Source organism: Pseudomonas sp. 58 R 3 (assembly GCF_900006605.1).
Classification (GTDB): Bacteria; Pseudomonadota; Gammaproteobacteria; order Pseudomonadales; family Pseudomonadaceae; genus Aquipseudomonas; species Aquipseudomonas salomonii.
The window spans coordinates 2,609-21,144 of the sequence record NZ_CVTT01000076.1 but is presented as its reverse complement, the minus strand read 5'-3'; the positions used below and the strand labels follow the sequence as shown (position 1 = coordinate 21,144).

At 62.1% G+C, this 18,536-nt stretch carries 13 protein-coding genes; 3 read left to right on the top strand and 10 right to left on the bottom strand.

Annotated features, from left to right (window positions below; translation table 11 throughout):
* Window positions 1-91 precede the first annotated feature (91 nt).
* Window positions 92-2,248 carry a PA5441 family protein gene (locus tag BFP92_RS24535; protein WP_065931505.1) on the top strand — a complete coding sequence of 719 codons (2,157 nt, stop codon included), beginning with the start codon at window positions 92-94 and terminating at the stop codon, window positions 2,246-2,248.
* Window positions 2,245-2,949 carry a DUF3142 domain-containing protein gene (locus BFP92_RS24530; protein ID WP_065931504.1) on the top strand — a complete coding sequence of 235 codons (705 nt, stop codon included), beginning with the start codon at window positions 2,245-2,247 and terminating at the stop codon, window positions 2,947-2,949. The genes BFP92_RS24535 and BFP92_RS24530 overlap by 4 nt, the downstream gene beginning before the upstream one ends.
* Before the next feature lie 19 nt (window positions 2,950-2,968).
* On the opposite strand, the gene BFP92_RS24525 is transcribed toward BFP92_RS24530, so the two are convergent.
* From BFP92_RS24525 to BFP92_RS24480, 10 genes are all read right to left on the bottom strand, one after another.
* A complete protein-coding gene (locus tag BFP92_RS24525; protein WP_065931503.1) occupies window positions 2,969-4,420 on the bottom strand; it encodes an efflux transporter outer membrane subunit in 1,452 nt (483 codons plus the stop codon).
* The gene (locus tag BFP92_RS24520) at window positions 4,417-5,475 is read right to left on the bottom strand and encodes an HlyD family secretion protein (protein WP_065931502.1); all 1,059 of its coding nucleotides are present in this window, start codon (window positions 5,473-5,475) and stop codon (window positions 4,417-4,419) included. The genes BFP92_RS24525 and BFP92_RS24520 overlap by 4 nt, the downstream gene beginning before the upstream one ends.
* 15 nt (window positions 5,476-5,490) lie before the next feature.
* Window positions 5,491-7,026 (bottom strand): MFS transporter, encoded by a 1,536-nt coding sequence (locus tag BFP92_RS24515; RefSeq protein ID WP_065931501.1) that lies wholly within the window; start codon window positions 7,024-7,026, stop codon window positions 5,491-5,493.
* Window positions 7,027-7,263: 237 nt separating this feature from the next.
* Entirely contained in the window at window positions 7,264-8,184 is a 921-nt protein-coding gene (locus tag BFP92_RS24510; protein WP_065931500.1) for a LysR family transcriptional regulator, read from the bottom strand.
* A gap of 60 nt (window positions 8,185-8,244) precedes the next feature.
* The gene (locus tag BFP92_RS24505) at window positions 8,245-9,093 is read right to left on the bottom strand and encodes an ABC transporter permease (protein ID WP_065931499.1); all 849 of its coding nucleotides are present in this window, start codon (window positions 9,091-9,093) and stop codon (window positions 8,245-8,247) included.
* Between the two features lie 11 nt (window positions 9,094-9,104).
* The gene (locus BFP92_RS24500) at window positions 9,105-9,956 is read right to left on the bottom strand and encodes an ABC transporter ATP-binding protein (RefSeq protein ID WP_065931498.1); all 852 of its coding nucleotides are present in this window, start codon (window positions 9,954-9,956) and stop codon (window positions 9,105-9,107) included.
* A gap of 20 nt (window positions 9,957-9,976) precedes the next feature.
* The gene (locus BFP92_RS24495) at window positions 9,977-10,870 is read right to left on the bottom strand and encodes a TauD/TfdA dioxygenase family protein (RefSeq protein WP_065931497.1); all 894 of its coding nucleotides are present in this window, start codon (window positions 10,868-10,870) and stop codon (window positions 9,977-9,979) included.
* A 216-nt stretch (window positions 10,871-11,086) separates the two neighbouring features.
* A complete protein-coding gene (locus BFP92_RS24490) occupies window positions 11,087-12,451 on the bottom strand; it encodes an HlyD family type I secretion periplasmic adaptor subunit (protein ID WP_065931496.1) in 1,365 nt (454 codons plus the stop codon).
* A complete protein-coding gene (locus BFP92_RS24485) occupies window positions 12,441-14,597 on the bottom strand; it encodes a type I secretion system permease/ATPase (protein ID WP_056858202.1) in 2,157 nt (718 codons plus the stop codon). Before BFP92_RS24485 ends, BFP92_RS24490 begins: the two co-directional genes overlap by 11 nt.
* Window positions 14,598-14,638: 41 nt before the next feature.
* The gene (locus BFP92_RS24480) at window positions 14,639-15,997 is read right to left on the bottom strand and encodes a TolC family outer membrane protein (RefSeq protein ID WP_065931495.1); all 1,359 of its coding nucleotides are present in this window, start codon (window positions 15,995-15,997) and stop codon (window positions 14,639-14,641) included.
* Between the two features lie 341 nt (window positions 15,998-16,338).
* On the opposite strand from BFP92_RS24480, the gene BFP92_RS32215 reads away from it, so the two are divergent.
* A partial coding sequence (locus BFP92_RS32215) for a retention module-containing protein (protein ID WP_239694320.1) occupies window positions 16,339-18,536 on the top strand: 2,198 nt, incomplete at its 3' end.

Sequence of the window (18,536 nt, the reverse complement as noted above, 5' to 3'; positions counted from 1 at the left end):
AATCTGAATTTATTGTAGGGGGCCGCCGACGTATTTGCAGGCGTGCGTTATTATTGCGGCCTTCCAAGGACTCTGGATCAAGGACACGCCCATGCGCATCGGTTTTCTGTCACCACTGGCCCTGGCATTGCTCGCCGGCCTTTCCTTCCAGGCCCAGGCCAGCGGCGATGACTCGTGCTACCCCGACTGGCGGGTCTCACGCGACAGCCTTGAAGGCTGCAGCAACCTGCCCTTCCTGAGCCCGGGCAATGACAGCCGGGTCAACCTGCGCCTGTTGCTGGCGGATAAACAGGTGGCAGCGCTGACGCCCAATGCACTGGGCGAGACCGACCTGGAAGAAGGCTTCGGCCCGGTGCCGTTTCCGGTGTACCGCCTCACCCCGGTAGCCGACGCCACCGACGAAAAAACCGACGTGGCCCCCACACCCGGCAAACTCGACGAGTTGCTCGCGCCACTGGGCATTCAGCGTGAAGGCGACAAGGCGGCGGGTGACGCCTTCCTGACCGGCGAAGGCAGCCGCTGCCGCAGCAATGATGAAAGCAGCGCCACGGCGTTTATCAGCCAAGTGGTTAAAGCCGACGTGCCCGAAGCGGAGCGCCTTCTGCTGGCCAAGGGACGTGTAGCGATGCTCGGCGCCTGTACCTGGGACGGCGCCAGCCTGGGTGACCCGGAGCAAATCCAGTCCGCCGCAGGCCGCGAGCTGCGCGCTTACCTGCAAGCCGCCGGCGACTTCTACAGTGGCCGGTTTGGCGATGCGCAGCGCGGTTTTGTCGCCGCCGCCGCCGGCAGCCTGCCGTGGGTCAAGGAAGCCGCGTTCTACATGATCGCCCGCACCGAGCTGAACCAGGCCCAGGAAAATGCCTTCGACGAATACGGCATGCCGCAACTGGAGCATGTGGATAAGTCGGTGCTGGCCAATGCAGACACCAGCTTCAACCTGTACCTGAAAACTTACCCACAGGGCGAATACGCCGTCTCTGCCCAGGGCCTGCTGCGACGGGTGCATTGGCTGGCGGGCGATACCGACAAGCTGGCCAACGACCTGGCCGCACAGTTGAGCGCCAAACAGCGCAATGTGTCGTTGGACGAGCTGGTGCAGGAAGCCGACAACAAGCTGCTCAGTGCCACCCAAAAACCTTCGGCCAACCCACTGATGCTGGCGGTCAACGACTTGATGTGGATGCGCGCCGGCAACCCGCCGCTGCTGAGCCGCGCGGCCCTGGACGCGCAAAAGCCGGTGTTTGCCCAGGAGCCTGCGCTGTACGACTACGTGCAAGCAGCGTTTGCGCTGTACGTCGAACATCAGCCCGACACCACCTTGAAACTGCTGCCCCAGGACGTGCCCGCCAGCCTCGACTACTTCGCCTTCAGCCAGCAAACCCTGCGCGGCCTTGCCCTGGAAGCCAAGAAGGATTGGCAAGCTGCGCAAGCGCTGTGGCTGAAACTGCTGCCCCTGGCCACGCAACCCTTGCAGCGCGACCAGCTGGAACTGGCGCTGGCGATGAACTACGAGCGCAACGGCCAACTGGCCAGCGTGTTCGCCAGCGATTCGCCAATCAGCGCCAAGCAGGTGCGCTACATCCTGCTGCGCAACATCGCAGGCCAGGACCTGTTACGCCAACAGATCACCCAGGCCAGTGACCCGGTCGAGCGGGCCACCGCCCAGTTTGTGCTGCTGTACAAAGACCTGATGCGCAGCCAGTACGCCACCTTCGCCGACGACCTCAAGCAACTGCCGGCATCGGCGCCCGCCGACAAACTCGGCACCAGCCTGGGTTATGTCTATGGCGATGGCCGCTCGCTGCAGTTGTTTCAGTGGAACGGCGATAAGGCGGAGTCCGGCTACGCCTGCCCGAGCATTGCGCAAATCGCCAGCACCCTGCAGGCCGATGGGAAAAACCCCAAGGGCCTGAACTGCCTGGGTGAGTTCATCCTGCGCAACAACCTGGATGGCATGCCGCTGGACCAAGTGCGGGCCGCCGGCAGCCTGGGCAGCACCGCCTCGTTGTTCAAGGGCGAGACCTTCTCGCGGCTCGACGGTTACCGCCAGGTCATCGCCAACCCCAAGGCGCCGCACAACGACAAGGCCTACGCGCTGTTCCGCGCGATCAACTGCTATGCGCGGGCCGGCTATAACGGTTGCGGCGGTGTAGATGTGGATAAATCCGTGCGCAAAGGCTGGTTCCGCCAGCTAAAAACCGGGTTTGCCGACACTGAGTGGGCCCAGTCGCTGAAGTACTACTGGTGAAACACCTGTGGCTAGGCTTGCTGCTCCTGGCAAGCCCGGCCTTTGCCGGCGTTGACGCCCGCGACTACGACGCCTTCTGGCTGTGGAGCGGGGTCACGCCGCAGCCGGTGCTCAAACAGGCGAAAACCCTGTACATCCTCCAGGGCCAGATCAACTCCACGCGCCGCGCGCCGCAACGGGGCGTGCAGTTTATCGCCCAAGGCATCAGCGTACCGCGCATCACCCAAGGCCAGGTCTGGGTGGTGTACCGCGCCCACACCCTGCACTGGCCCGAGCGCGTCTATACCCAACTGCTCGGCCAGGTGCAACGCTGGCGCGATGCGGGCAACCCGGTGGTCGGCATCCAGATCGATTTCGACGCCCGCACCCAATACCTGCACGAATACACAAGCTTCCTGCGCGACCTGCGCCAACGCCTGCCTGCTGACCTGCGCCTGAGCATCACCGGCTTGATGGACTGGAGCAGCAACGCCGACCCGCAAGCCATCGCCCAGCTCAAGGGCGTGGTGGATGAAGTGGTGGTACAGACCTACCAAGGGCGCCACAGCATCCCGGATTACGCAGCGTATTTGCCACGCATGAACCGGCTGGGGCTGCCGTTCAAGGTGGGGCTGATTCAGGGTGGCGTATGGGAAGAGCCGGGGTATTTGAAAGGGAGTGAATGGTTCAGGGGGTATGTGGTGTTTTTGCAGAACCCTTAAATCCCACATTGGGTTATGTTCAGCCTGCCGGAATGGAGGCTGTGGCGGGGTAGACGGACTCCCAGCCACCGCCCAACGCCTTGTAAAGCCCCACCATCGCCAGCGACACGCCGGTGGAGCTTTCTACCCACTGCTCCTGCGTGGCCAGCAGCGCGCTTTGCACGGTGAGCACGTTGACGAAGTCCACCACGCCTTCGACGTACTGCTGTTGTGCGGTGCTCAACGCGATGCGGTTCTGGCGTACCGCTTCGGCGAGGCTGTCGCGGCGTAGTTGGCTGGCGTTGTAGCGGGTCAGTTGGTCATCGATCTCATGCCAGGCACGCAGTACGGTTTGCTGGTACGCCAGCGCCGCTTCCTGTTGCTGGGCTTCACGCAAATTCAACATGCCTTGCAGGCGCCCGCCATTGAACAGCGGCAGGCTGAACTGCGGGCCGAAGGCAAATGCGCGCGAGCCCCAGGAGCCGAAATCCGAGAGTTGCAGGGCTTGGGAACCCAGGCTGCCGGACAAGGTGATACGCGGGTAAAAGTCGCCTTTTGCCACGCCAATACTGGCAGTGGCCGCATGCAGGCGCGCCTCGGCCTGGCGAATATCGGGCCGGCGTTCGGCCAGTTCCGACGGCAAGCCGATGGCGACCTGGCGCGGGGTTTGCGGCACGGCGGCGTCCTTGGACAATTGCGCGTGCAGCGCTTGCGGCGGCTCGCCCATCAGCAGGCTCAGGGCGTTGATCAGTTGGTCCTGACGCTGCTGCAAGTCCGGCAAACGCGCTTCGATGGCGGCAACCTGGGCGGCGGCTTCAGCTACATCCAGGTCGGTGGCCACGCCGTCGGCCAGGCGCAGTTGCGAGAGCTTGAGGCTGTGGCGGGCGACGTCGAGGTTTTGCTCGGTGACAGCGCGAGTGTTCTGCACGCCGCGCAGTTGGATGTAGTCCTGGGCGGTTTCGGCGAGCACCGACAGCAACACGGCGCGGCGGTCATCTTCAGCGACTTGCAGGGTGGCGTCGGCGGCTTCGGTTTCGCGTTTGACACGGCCCCAGAAGTCCAGCTCCCAGGCGGCGGAGAAGCCCATGTCCCATTGATTGTATGCCGACTGACCATTGCGGCCGGAAGGGTCGCTCAAACCTTTGCCGCTGTTGCGCTGGCGCAGGTAATCCCCGGTGGCGTTGACGTTGGGATAACGCTCGGCAGTGGTCACCTGACGCACGGCGCGGCTTTGTTGCAGGCGGCTGCTGGCCAGTTTCAGGTCGAGGTTATCGGTGAGCGCACGGCGCGTGAGGGCCGAGAGCTCTGCATCGTGGAACACGTCCCACCAACGCTCCTGCAAAGGGGCGCTCACCGCACGGCTCTGCGCCTGACGGCCCTGGGGTTCGCGCCATTGGGTAACTTGTGGGCCTTGGGGCCGCTGAAAATCCGGGCCGACCGTGCAGGCGCTCAGGCTGATCAGGCTCAAGGTGAGCCAGGCAAATGGCTTCATTGCTGGGCCACCTCACGCGACTGCGCGACAGGCCGGGTGTCGACTGTGGCTTGCACCGACATGCCCACGCGCAGGCGTTCAATATGGGGCTGGTTCGGCTCCAGAATGATCTTCACCGGAATGCGCTGTACCACCTTGGTGAAGTTGCCGGTGGCGTTGTCCGGCCTGACCGACGCAAAGGTCACGCCGGTAGCAGGTGCCAGGCTTTCCAGATGGCCCTTGAGCAATTCGCCGTCGAGGCTGTCGACGCTGAGTTCTACGGCTTGGCCGGCATGCATATGCGACAGTTGCGTCTCCTGGAAATTGGCCACCACATAGGCCTGGGCCAACGGCACGACCGCGAGGATCTTGCTGCCCGGCGTCACATAGGCGCCGACCCGCACGGCACGCTCGCCGACCATGCCATCCACCGGCGCGACAATGCGTGTGTAGGACAGCTGGTAGCTGGCCATTTCCAGCGCGGCCTGGGCGCGTTTGAGTCCACCGTCGGCAGCGTCACGCTGGGCGGTGAGGATTTCCACTTGCTTGCGTTCAGCCGCCAGCACCGCCGTGGCTTTGGCCAGGTTTGCGGTGGCCTGGTCGATACGGGTCTTGGCTTGCTGGGCGTTCTGCACGGTGCCTGCGCCCACGCCGGCGAGGTGGTTGTAGCGGTTCAGTTCGTGCTCGGCGAACGCCACTTCGGCACGGTCGGCCGCGACGGTGGCCTGAGCCTGGGCGATCACCGAGCTTTGGCGTTCCAGGGTCGCTGTGGCGTTCTTCAACTGGGCCTGGGCGACCAGGGTGTCGGCATCGGCAGCCTGGGCGGCAGCACGAAAATCGCGGTCGTCGATCAACGCCAGCAGTTGGCCGGCCTTGACCTGTTGGTTGTCTTCCACCAGCACGTCTTTGATAAAACCCGCCACGCGCGGCGCCACCAGGGTGAAGTCGGCGGCGACGAAGGCGTCGTTGGTGGTCTGGCGCTTGCTGCCCAGCACGCCCGGCGCGACCAGATAAACCAGTACGCCGACGGCAAACACAGCAATAACGGAGACGGCAATTTTGTCTTTGCGTTTCATGGGAATTCCTTGAGGCTAAGTCGGTGCGCGAGGCGGAAAGATCCGCGTGGGCATCCAGAAAATCAGCAGGATCAACGCCACTGCGACACCGGCCATGACGTAATAGAGGTCCGAAGAAGTCAGCACCACGGCCTGCTGGTGCAGGCGCTGGGCAAGGCCCGGCGCGTCGCCGTCGGCCAGGGGCGAGTTGCCGAGGTGGTCCACGAGCATGGTCGAGTGGAAGTGCTCACGCTGGGTGGTCAGCGTGTCCAGCACGGCCGTGGCGATGACCGCCGCGAGGCCTTTGACGGTGTTGAACCAGGCCGAGGCGAACGGCCCGTCCATCGGCTGGATGCTGCCGGTAGAGAGCATCAGCAGCGGCAATACAGCCATGGGTTGGCCGAAAATCTGCAGCAGGTACCAGCCGTAAAAATTGTCACGTATCCACGCCGAGGTAAGGTGCGAACTGCCGATGCAGCACAGCACCAGCATGCTCAAACCTATGCCCAGCACCCAGCGGCAGTCGACCCAGCGCAGGTTGCACAGCGCCGCCACCAGCGGCAACGCAATCAATTGCGGCAGCGCCATCAACAGCATCACCGGCGCGGTTTGCAGTGGCCGGTAACCCTGCACCTGGGCGAGAAAACTCGACGGGATGATGATCACCGAGGTCAGCACCATCAGCACGCCCGCCAGCACGATCAGAGCGAACGCCAGGTTGCGCAGGCCGAGCATCTGCAACTTGAAAAACGGCACGGGGTGCGACCATTCATTGAGCATGAACAACACCAGCAACACGCTGCCGCCGATCAGCAGAAACGTGATCAGGCCGGATTCGAACCAGTCCAGGCGATTGCCCTGCAACAGGCCGATGACCAGCATGCAGATCGCCGGAAAACCCAGCAGCAGGCCGCGCCAGTTGAACTGCTTGAAGCGCTCCAGGCGCAGCGGGTCCTGCGGCAAGCCGTAAGCCACCGCGACCATCGCCAGCAGGCACGGCCCGACGATTTGCCAGAACGCCCATTGCCAGCCGACGTATTCGGTCCACAACGCCGCCAGCGGCGTGCCCAGGCTCGGGCCGAACGTGGCGGTGAGTGCGTAACCGGCCAGGCCGTAGAGCTTGACGTGGGCCGGCAGGAAACGCAGCGCCACGGTCATCAACATCGGCGGCAGCGCGCCGCCGGCCAGGCCTTGCACGGTTCGCAGTATCAACAGGCTTTCGTAGTTCGGCGCAAACGGGCACAGGATGCCCAGCAGAGTGAACAGGCCGATGGCGCACAGGGTGAAGCGGCGCAGGGAGAAGGTCACCGAACACCACGGCGCAAAGGCCATGGCCGCCACGGAAGTGGCCGTGTAGGCCGCAACCAGCCAGGTGCCTTCGTCAAAGCCGATGAACAGCGCACCGCGAATATCCGCGAGGGCTACCTTGGTGACCATTTCATTGAGACCCGAGACCAGCACCGCCAACAACACACCGACCAAGCCGATGATGATGCGCGGGCCGAACACAGGCGGGCTCAGGGCAGTAGGTTTGGCTGCAGCCTGGAGAGCGGGGGCAGCGAGGGATGTCATGAACGCGCAACTCGGAATTGGAAATACCCGAGCAGCTTAATGGGGTATATGCATGACAAAAAAGTTACTTGTTGGAAGCTTATAAGTGCGCCAGACGCAATCGTTGGGATGGCGTGATTCCAATGTGGGAGCGGGCTTGCTCGCGAAGGCGGTGTGCCAGGCACCTTAAGTATTGACTGACCCAACGCTTTCGCGAGCAAGCCCGCTCCCACATTTTGACCGAGCCAGCATCAACAGTCAGCTGGGCTGGGCTTCAAGCCAGGTAGCATGGCAGCTCTCGCGCATGGTCTCGCGTAGCCACTTATGGGCCGGGTCTTTGTCGAAGCGTGGGTGCCAGGATTGGGCCAATACCAAGGTCGGCAATGAGATCGGCAACGGGAAGGCGCGCAATGGCAGGTTCAGGCGGTTGGCGCTCAGCAACGCTTCCTTTGGCACCGGCAGCAGTAGATCGGAGTCGGGCAGCATGAACATCGCGCCGTGAAAGCCCGGGGCGATCATGGCCACGCGGCGCTCCAGGCCTTGAGCATTCAGCGCAGTGTCAATCGGGCCATGGGCGATGCCGCGTCGCGAAATGCTGATATGGGAATAACTGGCAAACCGTGCGGCAGTGATTTCTTCGTCGAACAGCGGGTGATCTTGCCGCGCCAAACCGACGAAGGTGGTGGAAAACAAATTCTGTACCTTCACCTCGGGGCTGGCCGGCAAGGTATTGCTCACGCGCAGGTCCAGGCGCCCTTCGCGCAGGGCGTCGTCGTCGGTGTTCCCTTCGGGCACAAAGCACAGCTCGCACAACGGCGCCATGCGCTCCATGGTGTCGAACAGCCGACCGCCATACACGCCGACAAAAAAGTCATTGGCCCTCACGCTGAAGCGGCGGCGCAAGGTGCTGAGGTCTACCTGGTCCGCTGAGCGAAACAACAACGCCGCCTGCTCCACCACGTTGCGCACCTGGCCTTGCAGCTGCAAGGCCTTGGGCGTCGGCACCAGGCCGCGACCGGCACGCACCAGGATCGGGTCGCCCACCGCCTCGCGGATCCGCGTAAGGGTACGGCTCATGGCCGCCGGGCTGAGGTTCATCCGCCGCGCCGCGCCAACCACACTGCCCTCGTCGAGCAAGGCGTCGAGGGCGACCAGCAGGTTCATGTCCGGTAGTTGCATGCCAAGCACTCGTGATCAGTGGTGAGTGAATTGCACGCAATCCTAGCAGGGATCGGTGGCTCAGCGCTGCATGCCCCAACGCTTTACGGTGAGCCGCTCGAAGGTATCAAACACCAGGTTTTCCACCAGCAGGCCGATGAGGATCACCACGGCCAAACCGGCGAAGACCTTATCGGTATACAGCTCGTTGCGGTTCTGGAAGATGTACCACCCCAGCCCGCCCTTACCGCTGGTGGCGCCGAACACCAGTTCAGCGGCGATCAATGTGCGCCAGGCAAAGGCCCAGCCGATTTTAAGGCCCGCGAGGATCGACGGCAGTGCCGCCGGAATCAGGATGAACAACACAAAACGCATGCCCTTGAGGCCATAGTTACGACCGGCCATGCGCAGGGTTTCGGACACGCCGAGAAACCCCGAATAGGTGTTCAGCGCCAACGCCCACAGCACCGAATGCACCAGCACAAAGATCAGGCTGTTCTGCCCTAGGCCAAACCACAACAGCGCCAGCGGCAGCAGGGCAATCGCCGGCAGCGGGTTGAACATCGACGTCAGGGTACTGAGCAGGTCGCGGCCCAATTGCGTGGACACGGCCAAGGTGGTGAGGGCAAACGCCAACACGATGCCGATCAGGTAGCCCTTGATCAGCACCGCCAGCGAGATCCAGACCTTGCTCAACAGTTCACCGCTGAGCAAGCCGTCGAACAGCGCCTGGGACGTCTGCAAAAAGCTCGGCAGCAGCAGGTCGTTGTTCTGGTAGCGGGCGACCGCCTCCCAGAGAATCGCGAGCACGATCAGGATCAAGCCCTTGCGCAGCCAGCCTTGCTGCCACAGGCGTTGGCTCAGGGGCAATTCGCGCTCGACGGGGACGCTGAGCAGTGGTTCGAGGGTGACTTCAAATTCCTGGCGCATGGTGCGGCCCCTTAGTAAGCAATGCGGATATCGGCGAAACCCAACTCACGTTCGGCTTCGGGCGCTTCATCGAACAGCAGGCGATGAATACGCCGCGCCGACGCCTGGAATTCCACACCGCCGAGGCTGTGCAGGTCGTATTGATGGCTGTGGATTTCTGCCCGCACGCGCCCGGGGTGCGGCGACAACAACAGGATACGGTTGCCCACCACCAGCGCCTCTTCGATGGAATGGGTGACGAACAACAGGGTGAAGCGCACCTCTTCCCACAGCAGCAGTAATTCCTCCTGCATCTTGCGCCGGGTCAGGGCATCGAGGGCGGCGAAGGGTTCGTCCATCAGCAGGATTTTCGGTTGCATGGCCAAGGCACGGGCGATGGCCACACGGGCCTTCATGCCGCCGGACAGGGTGTGCGGGTAGGCGTCGGCAAAGGCACTGAGGCCGACTTTTCCCAGGTAGTGCAGCGCGCGCTCTTCGGCTTCGCGGCGCTTGAGGGTCTTGGAGGCCAGCAGCGGGAACATCACGTTCTGTTTGACGGTTTTCCACGGTGGCAGTTGATCGAATTCCTGAAACACCACAATGCGATCCGGCCCAGGTTCGTCGACCTTTTGCCCCAACAGGCGAATTTCGCCTTCGCAGGGTTTGATAAACCCGGCAATGGACTTGAGCAAGGTGGATTTGCCGCACCCCGAAGGGCCGAGCAGCACGTAACGGTCAGCCGGGTCGATCTCGAAACTGACCTGGTGTGTGGCCCGCACCACGCGCTCGGGCGTGCGGTATTCGAGGCTGACGTTGTCCACCGCCAACAGCGGTTTGGCGGTACTCGGGGTGCTGGCCGCGTGGCCTTGCAGGGGCGCGTTCATGTCAACTCTCTTGCCGGAAATCAGAAAGGCGCATCGCCCTGGATGGTGGTGCGAAACAGTTTGCGGCGCAGGTGGCTCGGGCAACCGGCGGCCAGGTGGATCAGCGAGCGGTTGTCCCAGAACACCAGGTCGTGGGGCTGCCACTGGTGGCGGTAGATGTTCTGCGGCAGCACGCTGTGGGCGTAAAGCTGGGCCAGCAGGTCGCGGCTTTCGTCTTCCGGCAGGCCGACAATGCGGGTGGTGAAACCTTCGCTGACGAACAGAGCTTTGCGGCCGTTTTCCGGGTGGGTGCGCACAATCGGGTGGACCACTTGCGCCACCTGAGCCAGCTGCTCGGGCGTCAGGGTTGGGCGCCAGTTGCCTTCGAATTTGGTTTCACTGTAACGCGCGGTGTAGGAGTGCGCGGCGCTGCGGCCTTCCACGGCTTTGCGCAGATGCTCGGGCAGTTGCTCCCAGGCTTTGTGCATGTCGGCGAACAGGGTGTCGCCGCCTTCGGACGGCAACTCTTGCGCGTGCAGCATTGAGCCCAGGCTGGGCAGCTCTTTATAGGAGAGGTCCGAATGCCAGAACTTGCCCGCGTCACCCAGGCCGATGGATTGGCCGTTCTCGATGATGTTGGAGACGATCAGGATTTCCGGGTGGTTAGCCAGCAGGAATTGTTTGAGCACGTGGATCTGCAGCACGCCGAAACGGCGGCTGAAGGCGATCTGTTGTTCAGGGGTAATGCGTTGGTCGCGGAACACCACGACGTGGTGGTCCAGGTGCGCGCGGTGAATGCGGGCGAAGTCCGTGTCGTTGACCGGGCGGGACAAGTCCAGGCCGATGACCTCGGCGCCGACACTGCCGGGCAGTGGGCGAATCTTGAAGGATTGGGCGGTTGGGGTCGCTGTTGGAACAGTAGAGGTGGCGGACATGAGGGCACTCCCGGTCGGACAGGGGAGTGAATTTATAGGTATAAGAATGGAAGCTTAAATACCGTTAGCGAATATCGATATGGCGATTTGCGGTAGGCATTGTGAAAGGTGGTGAGGCTGATGGCCCCTTCGCGAGCAAGCCCGCTCCCACATTTGGAATGCTTTCCAAGGTGGGAGCGGGCTTGCTCGCGAAGGCGTCGGTCCAGGCGATGCGGCTTAGCGCTCGTGCAACGCCTCGGCCCGCGCCTTGATGATCGGCTTGAGCAGGTAGCTGAGGATGCTTTTCTTGCCGGTGATGATGTCCACCGAGGCCACCATGCCGGGAATGATCAACAAGGGCTTCTCATCAGTGCCCAAGTGGCTGCGGTCGGTGCGCAGGGTGATCATGTAGTAGGTGGTCTTCTTGTCCTCATCGGTGATGGTGTCGGCACCGATGCGTTCAAGCTTGGCCTTCAGGCCGCCGTAGATGGTGTAGTCATAGGCGGTGAACTTGACGATCGCCTCTTGCCCGGGATGCAGGAAGGCGATGTCTTGCGGGCGGATCTTGGCTTCCACCAGCAGGGTGTCATTGAGCGGCACGATTTCGACCATGTCGCTGCCCGGCTGGATCACGCCACCGACGGTGTTGACCAACAGCTGCTTGACGATGCCGCGCACCGGCGAGGTGACCAGGGTACGGCTGACGCGGTCTTCGAGGGCACGGCCGGTGGACTCGGCCTTGTTCAGCTCGGTGCGCGCTTCGTTGAGTTGGGTCAGGGCTTCGCTGCGGAATTTGCCACGGGTTTCGTCGATCTTGCGCTGCACTTCCTTGATCGCCGACTCGGCGCGCGGGATCGCCAGGGTGGTGGCGTCCAGCTGACCACGGGTTTCCATCTCGGCGCGCTTGAGGCGCAACACTTCCACCGGCGATACCGCGCCCTGGGCCACCAACGGCTCGGACATGTTGATTTCCTGGCGTTGCAGGGACAACTGGCTGCGGTACTGGCCTTGCTTGGAGCTGAATTCGCGCAGTTCCTGCTGGCGCTGCACCAGTTGCTCCTGCAAACCACCCACTTCGTCTTTCAACTGCTGACGGCGGCTTTCATACAGCGAGCGCTCGTTGGCGGCCTGGCTGGGCGCAGCCTTGAGCACGTCATCCGGGATGTTCAGCGGACGGTCATCCACCTGCGCACTCAGGCGCTCAACGCGCAGTTGCATGGCCAGGCGCAACGCTTCGGTTTCGCCGGCATTGGAGACAAACCGGGTGTCATCGAGGCGAATCAACGGCGCGCCGGCTTCGACGATCTGGCCTTCCTTCACATACAGTTCGGAGACGATGCCGCCTTCCAGGTTCTGGATTTTCTGCAGCTTGGACGACGGAATCGCCTTGCCGTCGCCTCGGGTAACTTCGTCGATGCTGGAAAAACCGGCCCAGGTCACCAGGAAGACGAAGAACGCAATGATGGCCCAGATGGTCAGGCGGATTACTCGCGGCGCATCTTCGATCAGCGCTTTGTTGACTTCAGGCAGGGGCTGGCCCTGCAGCGAGTCGGTGCCTTTGAAGTAGCGGCCGACCGCGCTTTTGATGGAGTTAAGCAACACTGATCTGCCCCTTTTTCAACGCTTCCATAACCACGGCTTTCGGGCCGTCTGCGAGGATCTGCCCACGGTCGACCACCAACAGGCGGTCCACCAGCGAGAGCAGTGAGGCACGGTGCGTCACCAGCACCACGGTCTTGTTTTGCACCACGGCTTGCAGGCGTTGTTTCAAGCGTTCTTCACCGGTGTTGTCCATGGCGCTGGTGGGTTCGTCCAGCAGCAGGATGGGCGGGTTGAGCAGCAGCGCACGGGCCAGGGCGACGTTCTGGCGCTGGCCGCCGGACAGGTTCTGCCCGCGCTCGCCCACTTGCAGTTCATAACCTTGTGGGTGCAGGCGGGCGAATTCGTGCACGCCGGCCAATTCCGCGGCTTGCAGGACCATTTCGTCTTCTACGTAGCGCGCACCCGACACCAGGTTGTCGCGCAGGGTGCCGGCCAGCAGTTGAATGTCTTGGGCGACGTAGCCGATGTTGTGGCGCAACTCGCTCACGTCGATCTGGCGCACGTCCACACCGTCCACCAGCAAGGCGCCGGAGTCGGGCTGGTACAGGCCGACAATCAGCTTGGCCAGGGAGCTTTTGCCCGAGCCACTGCGGCCGATGATGCCGATTTTCTCGCCCGGCTTGATCACCAGGTTGATGTTTTTCAGCGCGGCGTTCTGCTGGTTCGGGTACGTGAAGTTCAGGCCACGGCACTCGATGGCGCCTTGCAGGGTGCGGCGGCTCATGGGCCGCTCTTCGAAATTGCGCTCCTGGGGCAGCTCCATCATCTGGTCCACCGAGGTCATGGTGACCTTGGCTTGCTGGTAACGGGTCAGCAGGCCCGACAGCGAGGCCAGCGGGCTCAAAGCGCGGCCACTGAGCATGTAGCAGGCAATCAGGCCGCCCATGCTGAGGTTGCCGTCGATGATCTGGTACACGCCGAAGACGATCATGATCACGCCGGCCAGTTGCTGGATGAGCAAGGTCATGTTCATCGACAGGCCCGACAGCAACTTCACGCGCAGCTCAAGGCGGCTGAGGGTGCCGATGGTCTGCTCCCAGCCGTACTGGCGCTCGCTCTCGGCGTTGTTGACCTTGACCGCATCGAGCCCGGCGAGGGTTTCGATCAGGCTGGACTGACGCTCGGCAGCCAGGGCCATGGTTCGTTCCATGGTCGCCACCAGCGGTTTTTGCAGGGCGTAGCCGATGCCCAAGGCCAGCGGGAACGCCAGTACCGGGATCCACACCAGGTGCCCGCCCAGGATGGCGATCACCAGGAAAATCAGCAACGTGAACGGCAGGTCGATCAGACTGGTGAGGGTCAAGGATGCGAGGAAATCACGCAGGCTCTGAAACTCATGGATGTTCTGCGCGAAGCTGCCAACCCGTGCCGGGCGGTACTTCATGGACATGCCCACAATGCGCTCGAACAGCGTGGCCGAGATGATCAGGTCGGTTTTCTTGCCGGCCAGGTCCAGGCACAAACTGCGCAGGCTTTTGAGCACCAGGTCGAACAGGTAGGCGCCGCAGATACCCACGGCCAGCACCCAGAGGGTGGCGGTGGCCTGGTTTGGCACGACACGGTCGTACACGTTCATCACAAACAGCGGCGCGGCCATGGCGATGATGTTGATCAGGAAGCTCGCGGCGATTGCGTCGGTGTAGAGCCAGCGCGAACGTTTGAGCGTGTCGCGAAACCACGAGCGCGCCCGAGGAATCAGGGTGCCGTGGTTGACGTCGAATTTATGCTGAGGCTGGGCGAAGAAGACCTTGCCGATGTAGTCGTCGGCCAGCAGCTCACGTTTGATCAGCACTTCACCGCCGTCGCTTTCGCTGAGCAGGATGCGTGCTTCGTCTTCGCCTTGCCAACCCACCAGCACGGTACTGCGACCGTCCTTGAGCAACAGCAACGCCGGCAGTGCAATCGTCGGGATCTGTTCCAGCTTGCGCTGCAACACCCGGCCTTGCAGCCCGGCACGCGCGGCTGCACGTGGCAGCAACTCGGCACTCAGGCGCTGCGACGGCAGCGGCAAACCGGTGGTGAGCATGGCCGCGCTGGCGGGCTTTTGATGCAGGGCACAGAGCGCCAACAGCCCGTCCAGTAACGGGTCGTCGTGCAGCGTGCGTGGATCATGACTGAGATGAACTCGACTGACTTCGGATTCCACGCGGTGCACTCTCGACTAACAGATGGGGCTATTGGGGTGGCTCAATTCATCCCAGGCAGTTGGACTTTAGGTTTCACGTCGTTCTGTACGACGGACGCCATCGGTGCGACTACGCCCTGGCTTTTGAGCAATTCGCCCATGGTCGCCTTGATTCGATATTGAGTAAATAACTGAATGTTCTTGATCTCTTCCAGACGACGGGAAGCGGTGAACAATTCGTTCTCACTGTCGAGCAAGTCGAGCAGGGTTCGTTGGCCCAGGCTGAACTGCTGCTGGTAAGACGTGCGCACGCGGGTGCTGTGGTCGACGTATTGCTGGGCAACCGGCAACTGCGCATTGGCGTTGTTCAAGGCGTTCCAGGCCAGGCCCAGTTCTTCATTGAGTTGGCGCAAGGCGTTGTTGCGGATATCCAGAGCCTGGCTGGCCTGGTACGACTTGGACTGCAGGTCGGCCTTGTTGCTGCCACCGGCAAACAGGTTGAAGCGCATGCGCACCATGGCTTCCCAGCCGTTGCTGTGGCCGGCATCGCCGCCGACGTTGTTGTCGGCATTAGTGCCCAGCTCCGCATCAAAGCGCGGGTAAAAGGTGGACTTGGCAGCTTCGTACTGACTTTCGGCGGCGGAGATATCCGACTCGGCCGAACGCAGGATCGGGCTGTTGTCGAGCATCTGGCGACGGGCTTCATTCAGGTCCGCCGGCAGCATGGCCATAAAAGGCGCTGGGCGCTCAAGCTGGTCGGGCATCTGGCCGACGGCGCTGAGGTAGTTGACCTGTGAGTCGGCCAGGTTGGTCTGCTCGGTGATCAGGTTGTTGCGGGCCTGGGCCAGACGCGCTTCGGCTTGGTCCTGGTCGGCACCGTTACCGACGCCGCGTTGGGTGCGCAGCTTGATCTGGTCGTAAATGCGTTCGTGGTTGCGCAGGTTTTCTTCAGCCAGGCGCACGAACTCACGGCGTGTCAGCACATCCAGGTACACCTGGGCGACAGTCAAACCGGTGCGTTCGGAAGTACCCAGCAAGGAGTAAGCGCGGGAATTGACGTTGGCTTGTTGGCGCCCGACTTCGCTGGAGGTGGCGAAACCGTCAAAAATCATCTGTTGCAGACGCAGGCTCGATTCGCCGCGGTTATGGGTGTCCCACTGGTTGCCGTTCGGGCCGCTGGCGGCGCGGGTGGTGGAGTTGTCGGTGCCTTCACGACCGTAACCGGCGTTCAGGTCAACGCGTGGCAAGTAACCACCTTGAGCGGCGCGCAATTGGTAATCGGCGGCGATTCGGCTGTTCACGCCGGCTTGAATTTCCGGGTGCACATCCAGCGCCTGCTGCATGGCCTGGGGCAATGTTTGGGCGTGTACGAAACCGGCGGCGAGTACGAACGGTATTGCCTTGAACAGGTGCAGACGCATTAAAAAATTCCCCAGGACTTCTTGTCTCAAATCACAGCGATTGGCCTCGCTGCGTCGGATAATGGCTACCGTAATGACCGTACGTCGGAAAGTTCAAAAAGCGGAACTGCTTCACACATGTAGGACGGTTCGCCGCATAAATATCAATGTGACATTACGGGGCCAATTGTTTAGGATGGCGACAAGAAGGTCAATAGTTTGGCATAAACTAGATAACGAATAAATCTAGCCAATAATTTGACGTCATTAACTACATAGACTACGCCCCCTCCTGTCTGGCGCTCACCCCCGCGAGCGGCCACATGGAATTCATCAGAAACGGATCGCCGGAGAAATCTTTAATGAGCAGTGTTGTTGCCATCGTCAAAAGCATTGTTGGTCAAGTTTTCGTTATTTCTCCGGAAGGGACGCGCCGTGTCCTTGTAGAAGGTGACCGCCTGTTCGCAGGCGACCAGGTCGACACCGGCATGTCCGGCGCCGTGAGCCTTGAGCTGGCCGACGGCCGCACCCTGGACCTGGGCCGTGAAACCCAGTGGAGCGCCGACCTGCCGGACTCCAGCCTCGACCTGGCCGCTGCCGCCGAAAACGCCGCGCCGTCGGTTGCCGAACTGCAGCAAGCCATCGTCGCGGGCGCCGACCCGACCACCGACCTGGATGCTACCGCCGCCGGCGCGACGGCTGCCGGTAATGGTGCTGCGGGCGGGGGCCACAGCTTTGTTGTACTGGACGCGACTGCGGGCCGCGTCGACCCGACGATCGGCTTCCCGACCGGCCCACTGGGCCAGGGCGCCGCGACAACAACCCAACTCACGGGCGCCCAAGGCGCAGGCGGCAATGGCAACCTGGCCTTGCAGACGTCGACCCTGACGCTGAGCGCAACGCCGACCATCACTGAAGCCGGTGGTGTGCTGACCTACACCGCCACCGTCACGCAGCCGCCTGTCAATGACTTGAGCATCACCCTGTCCAACGGCGCAGTGATCACCATCACCGCCGGCCAACTGACCGGCACCGTCAACGTGCCGCTGGCACCGAATGACAGCCCGTACATCGACCCAAGCCAGATCAACGTGAACGTCACCGGCACCACCGGCGGCAACAACCTGGTGCTGACGATTGACCCGAACCCGGCCGTTACACAGATTACCGACACCATCGACACCACCACCGTCACGTTGACGGCGGGCAACACCGTGACTGAAGGCGGGCAGATCACTTACACCGCTACCCTGACCAATCCGGCGCAAACCCCGGTGACTGTCACCTTGAGCAATGGCTCGGTGATTACCATCAAGGCTGGGGAGTCGGTTGGCACGGTCGTCGTGGATACCCCGGCTAACGACGTTTACAACAACGGTTCGACTGTCACGACCACCATTACCGGTGCGACCGGCGGCAACTTTGAAAACCTGGTGCCGAGCACGACGCCTGCGGTTACTACGATTACGGATTCGATCGACACCACCACCGTCACATTGACGGCGGGCAACACCGTGACTGAAGGCGGGCAGATTACCTATACCGCTACCTTGACCAACCCGGCGCAGACGCCGGTGACTGTCACCTTGAGCAATGGCTCGGTGATTATCATCAAGGCTGGGGAGTCGGTTGGCACGGTCGTCGTGGATACCCCGGCTAACGACGTTTACAACAACGGTTCGACTGTCAGCACCACTATTACCGGTGTGACCGGTGGCAACTTTGAGAATCTGGTACCGAGCACCACGCCTGCGGTTACTACGATTACGGATTCGATCGACACCACCACCGTCACGTTGACGGCGGGTAACACCGTGACCGAAGGCGGGCAGATCACTTACACCGCCACCTTGACCAACCCGGCGCAGACGCCGGTGACTGTCACCTTGAGCAATGGCTCGGTGATTACGATCAAGGCTGGGGAGTCGGTCGGCACCGTCGTCGTGGATACTCCGGCTAACGACGTTTACAACAACGGTTCGACCGTCAGCACTACTATTACCGGTGCGACCGGTGGCAATTTTGAGAATCTGGTACCGAGCACCACGCCTGCGGTTACTACGATCACCGATTCGATCGACACCACCACCGTCACATTGACGGCGGGCAACACCGTCACCGAAGGCGGTCAGATTACTTACACCGCTACCCTGACCAATCCGGCGCAGACGCCGGTGACCGTCACCTTGAGCAATGGCTCGGTGATTACCATCAAGGCTGGGGAGTCGGTTGGTACTGTTGTGGTCGATACGCCGGCTAACGACGTCTACAACAACGGTTCGACCGTCAGCACTACTATTAGCGGTGCAACCGGTGGCAACTTTGAGAATCTGGTACCGAGCACCACGCCTGCGGTTACTACGATCACCGATTCGATCGACACCACCACCGTTACCCTGACAGCAGGCAACACTGTCACCGAAGGCGGTCAGATTACTTACACCGCTACCCTGACCAACCCGGCGCAAACCCCGGTGACTGTCACCTTGAGCAATGGCTCGGTGATTACCATCAAGGCTGGGGAGTCGGTTGGTACTGTTGTGGTCGATACACCGGCTAA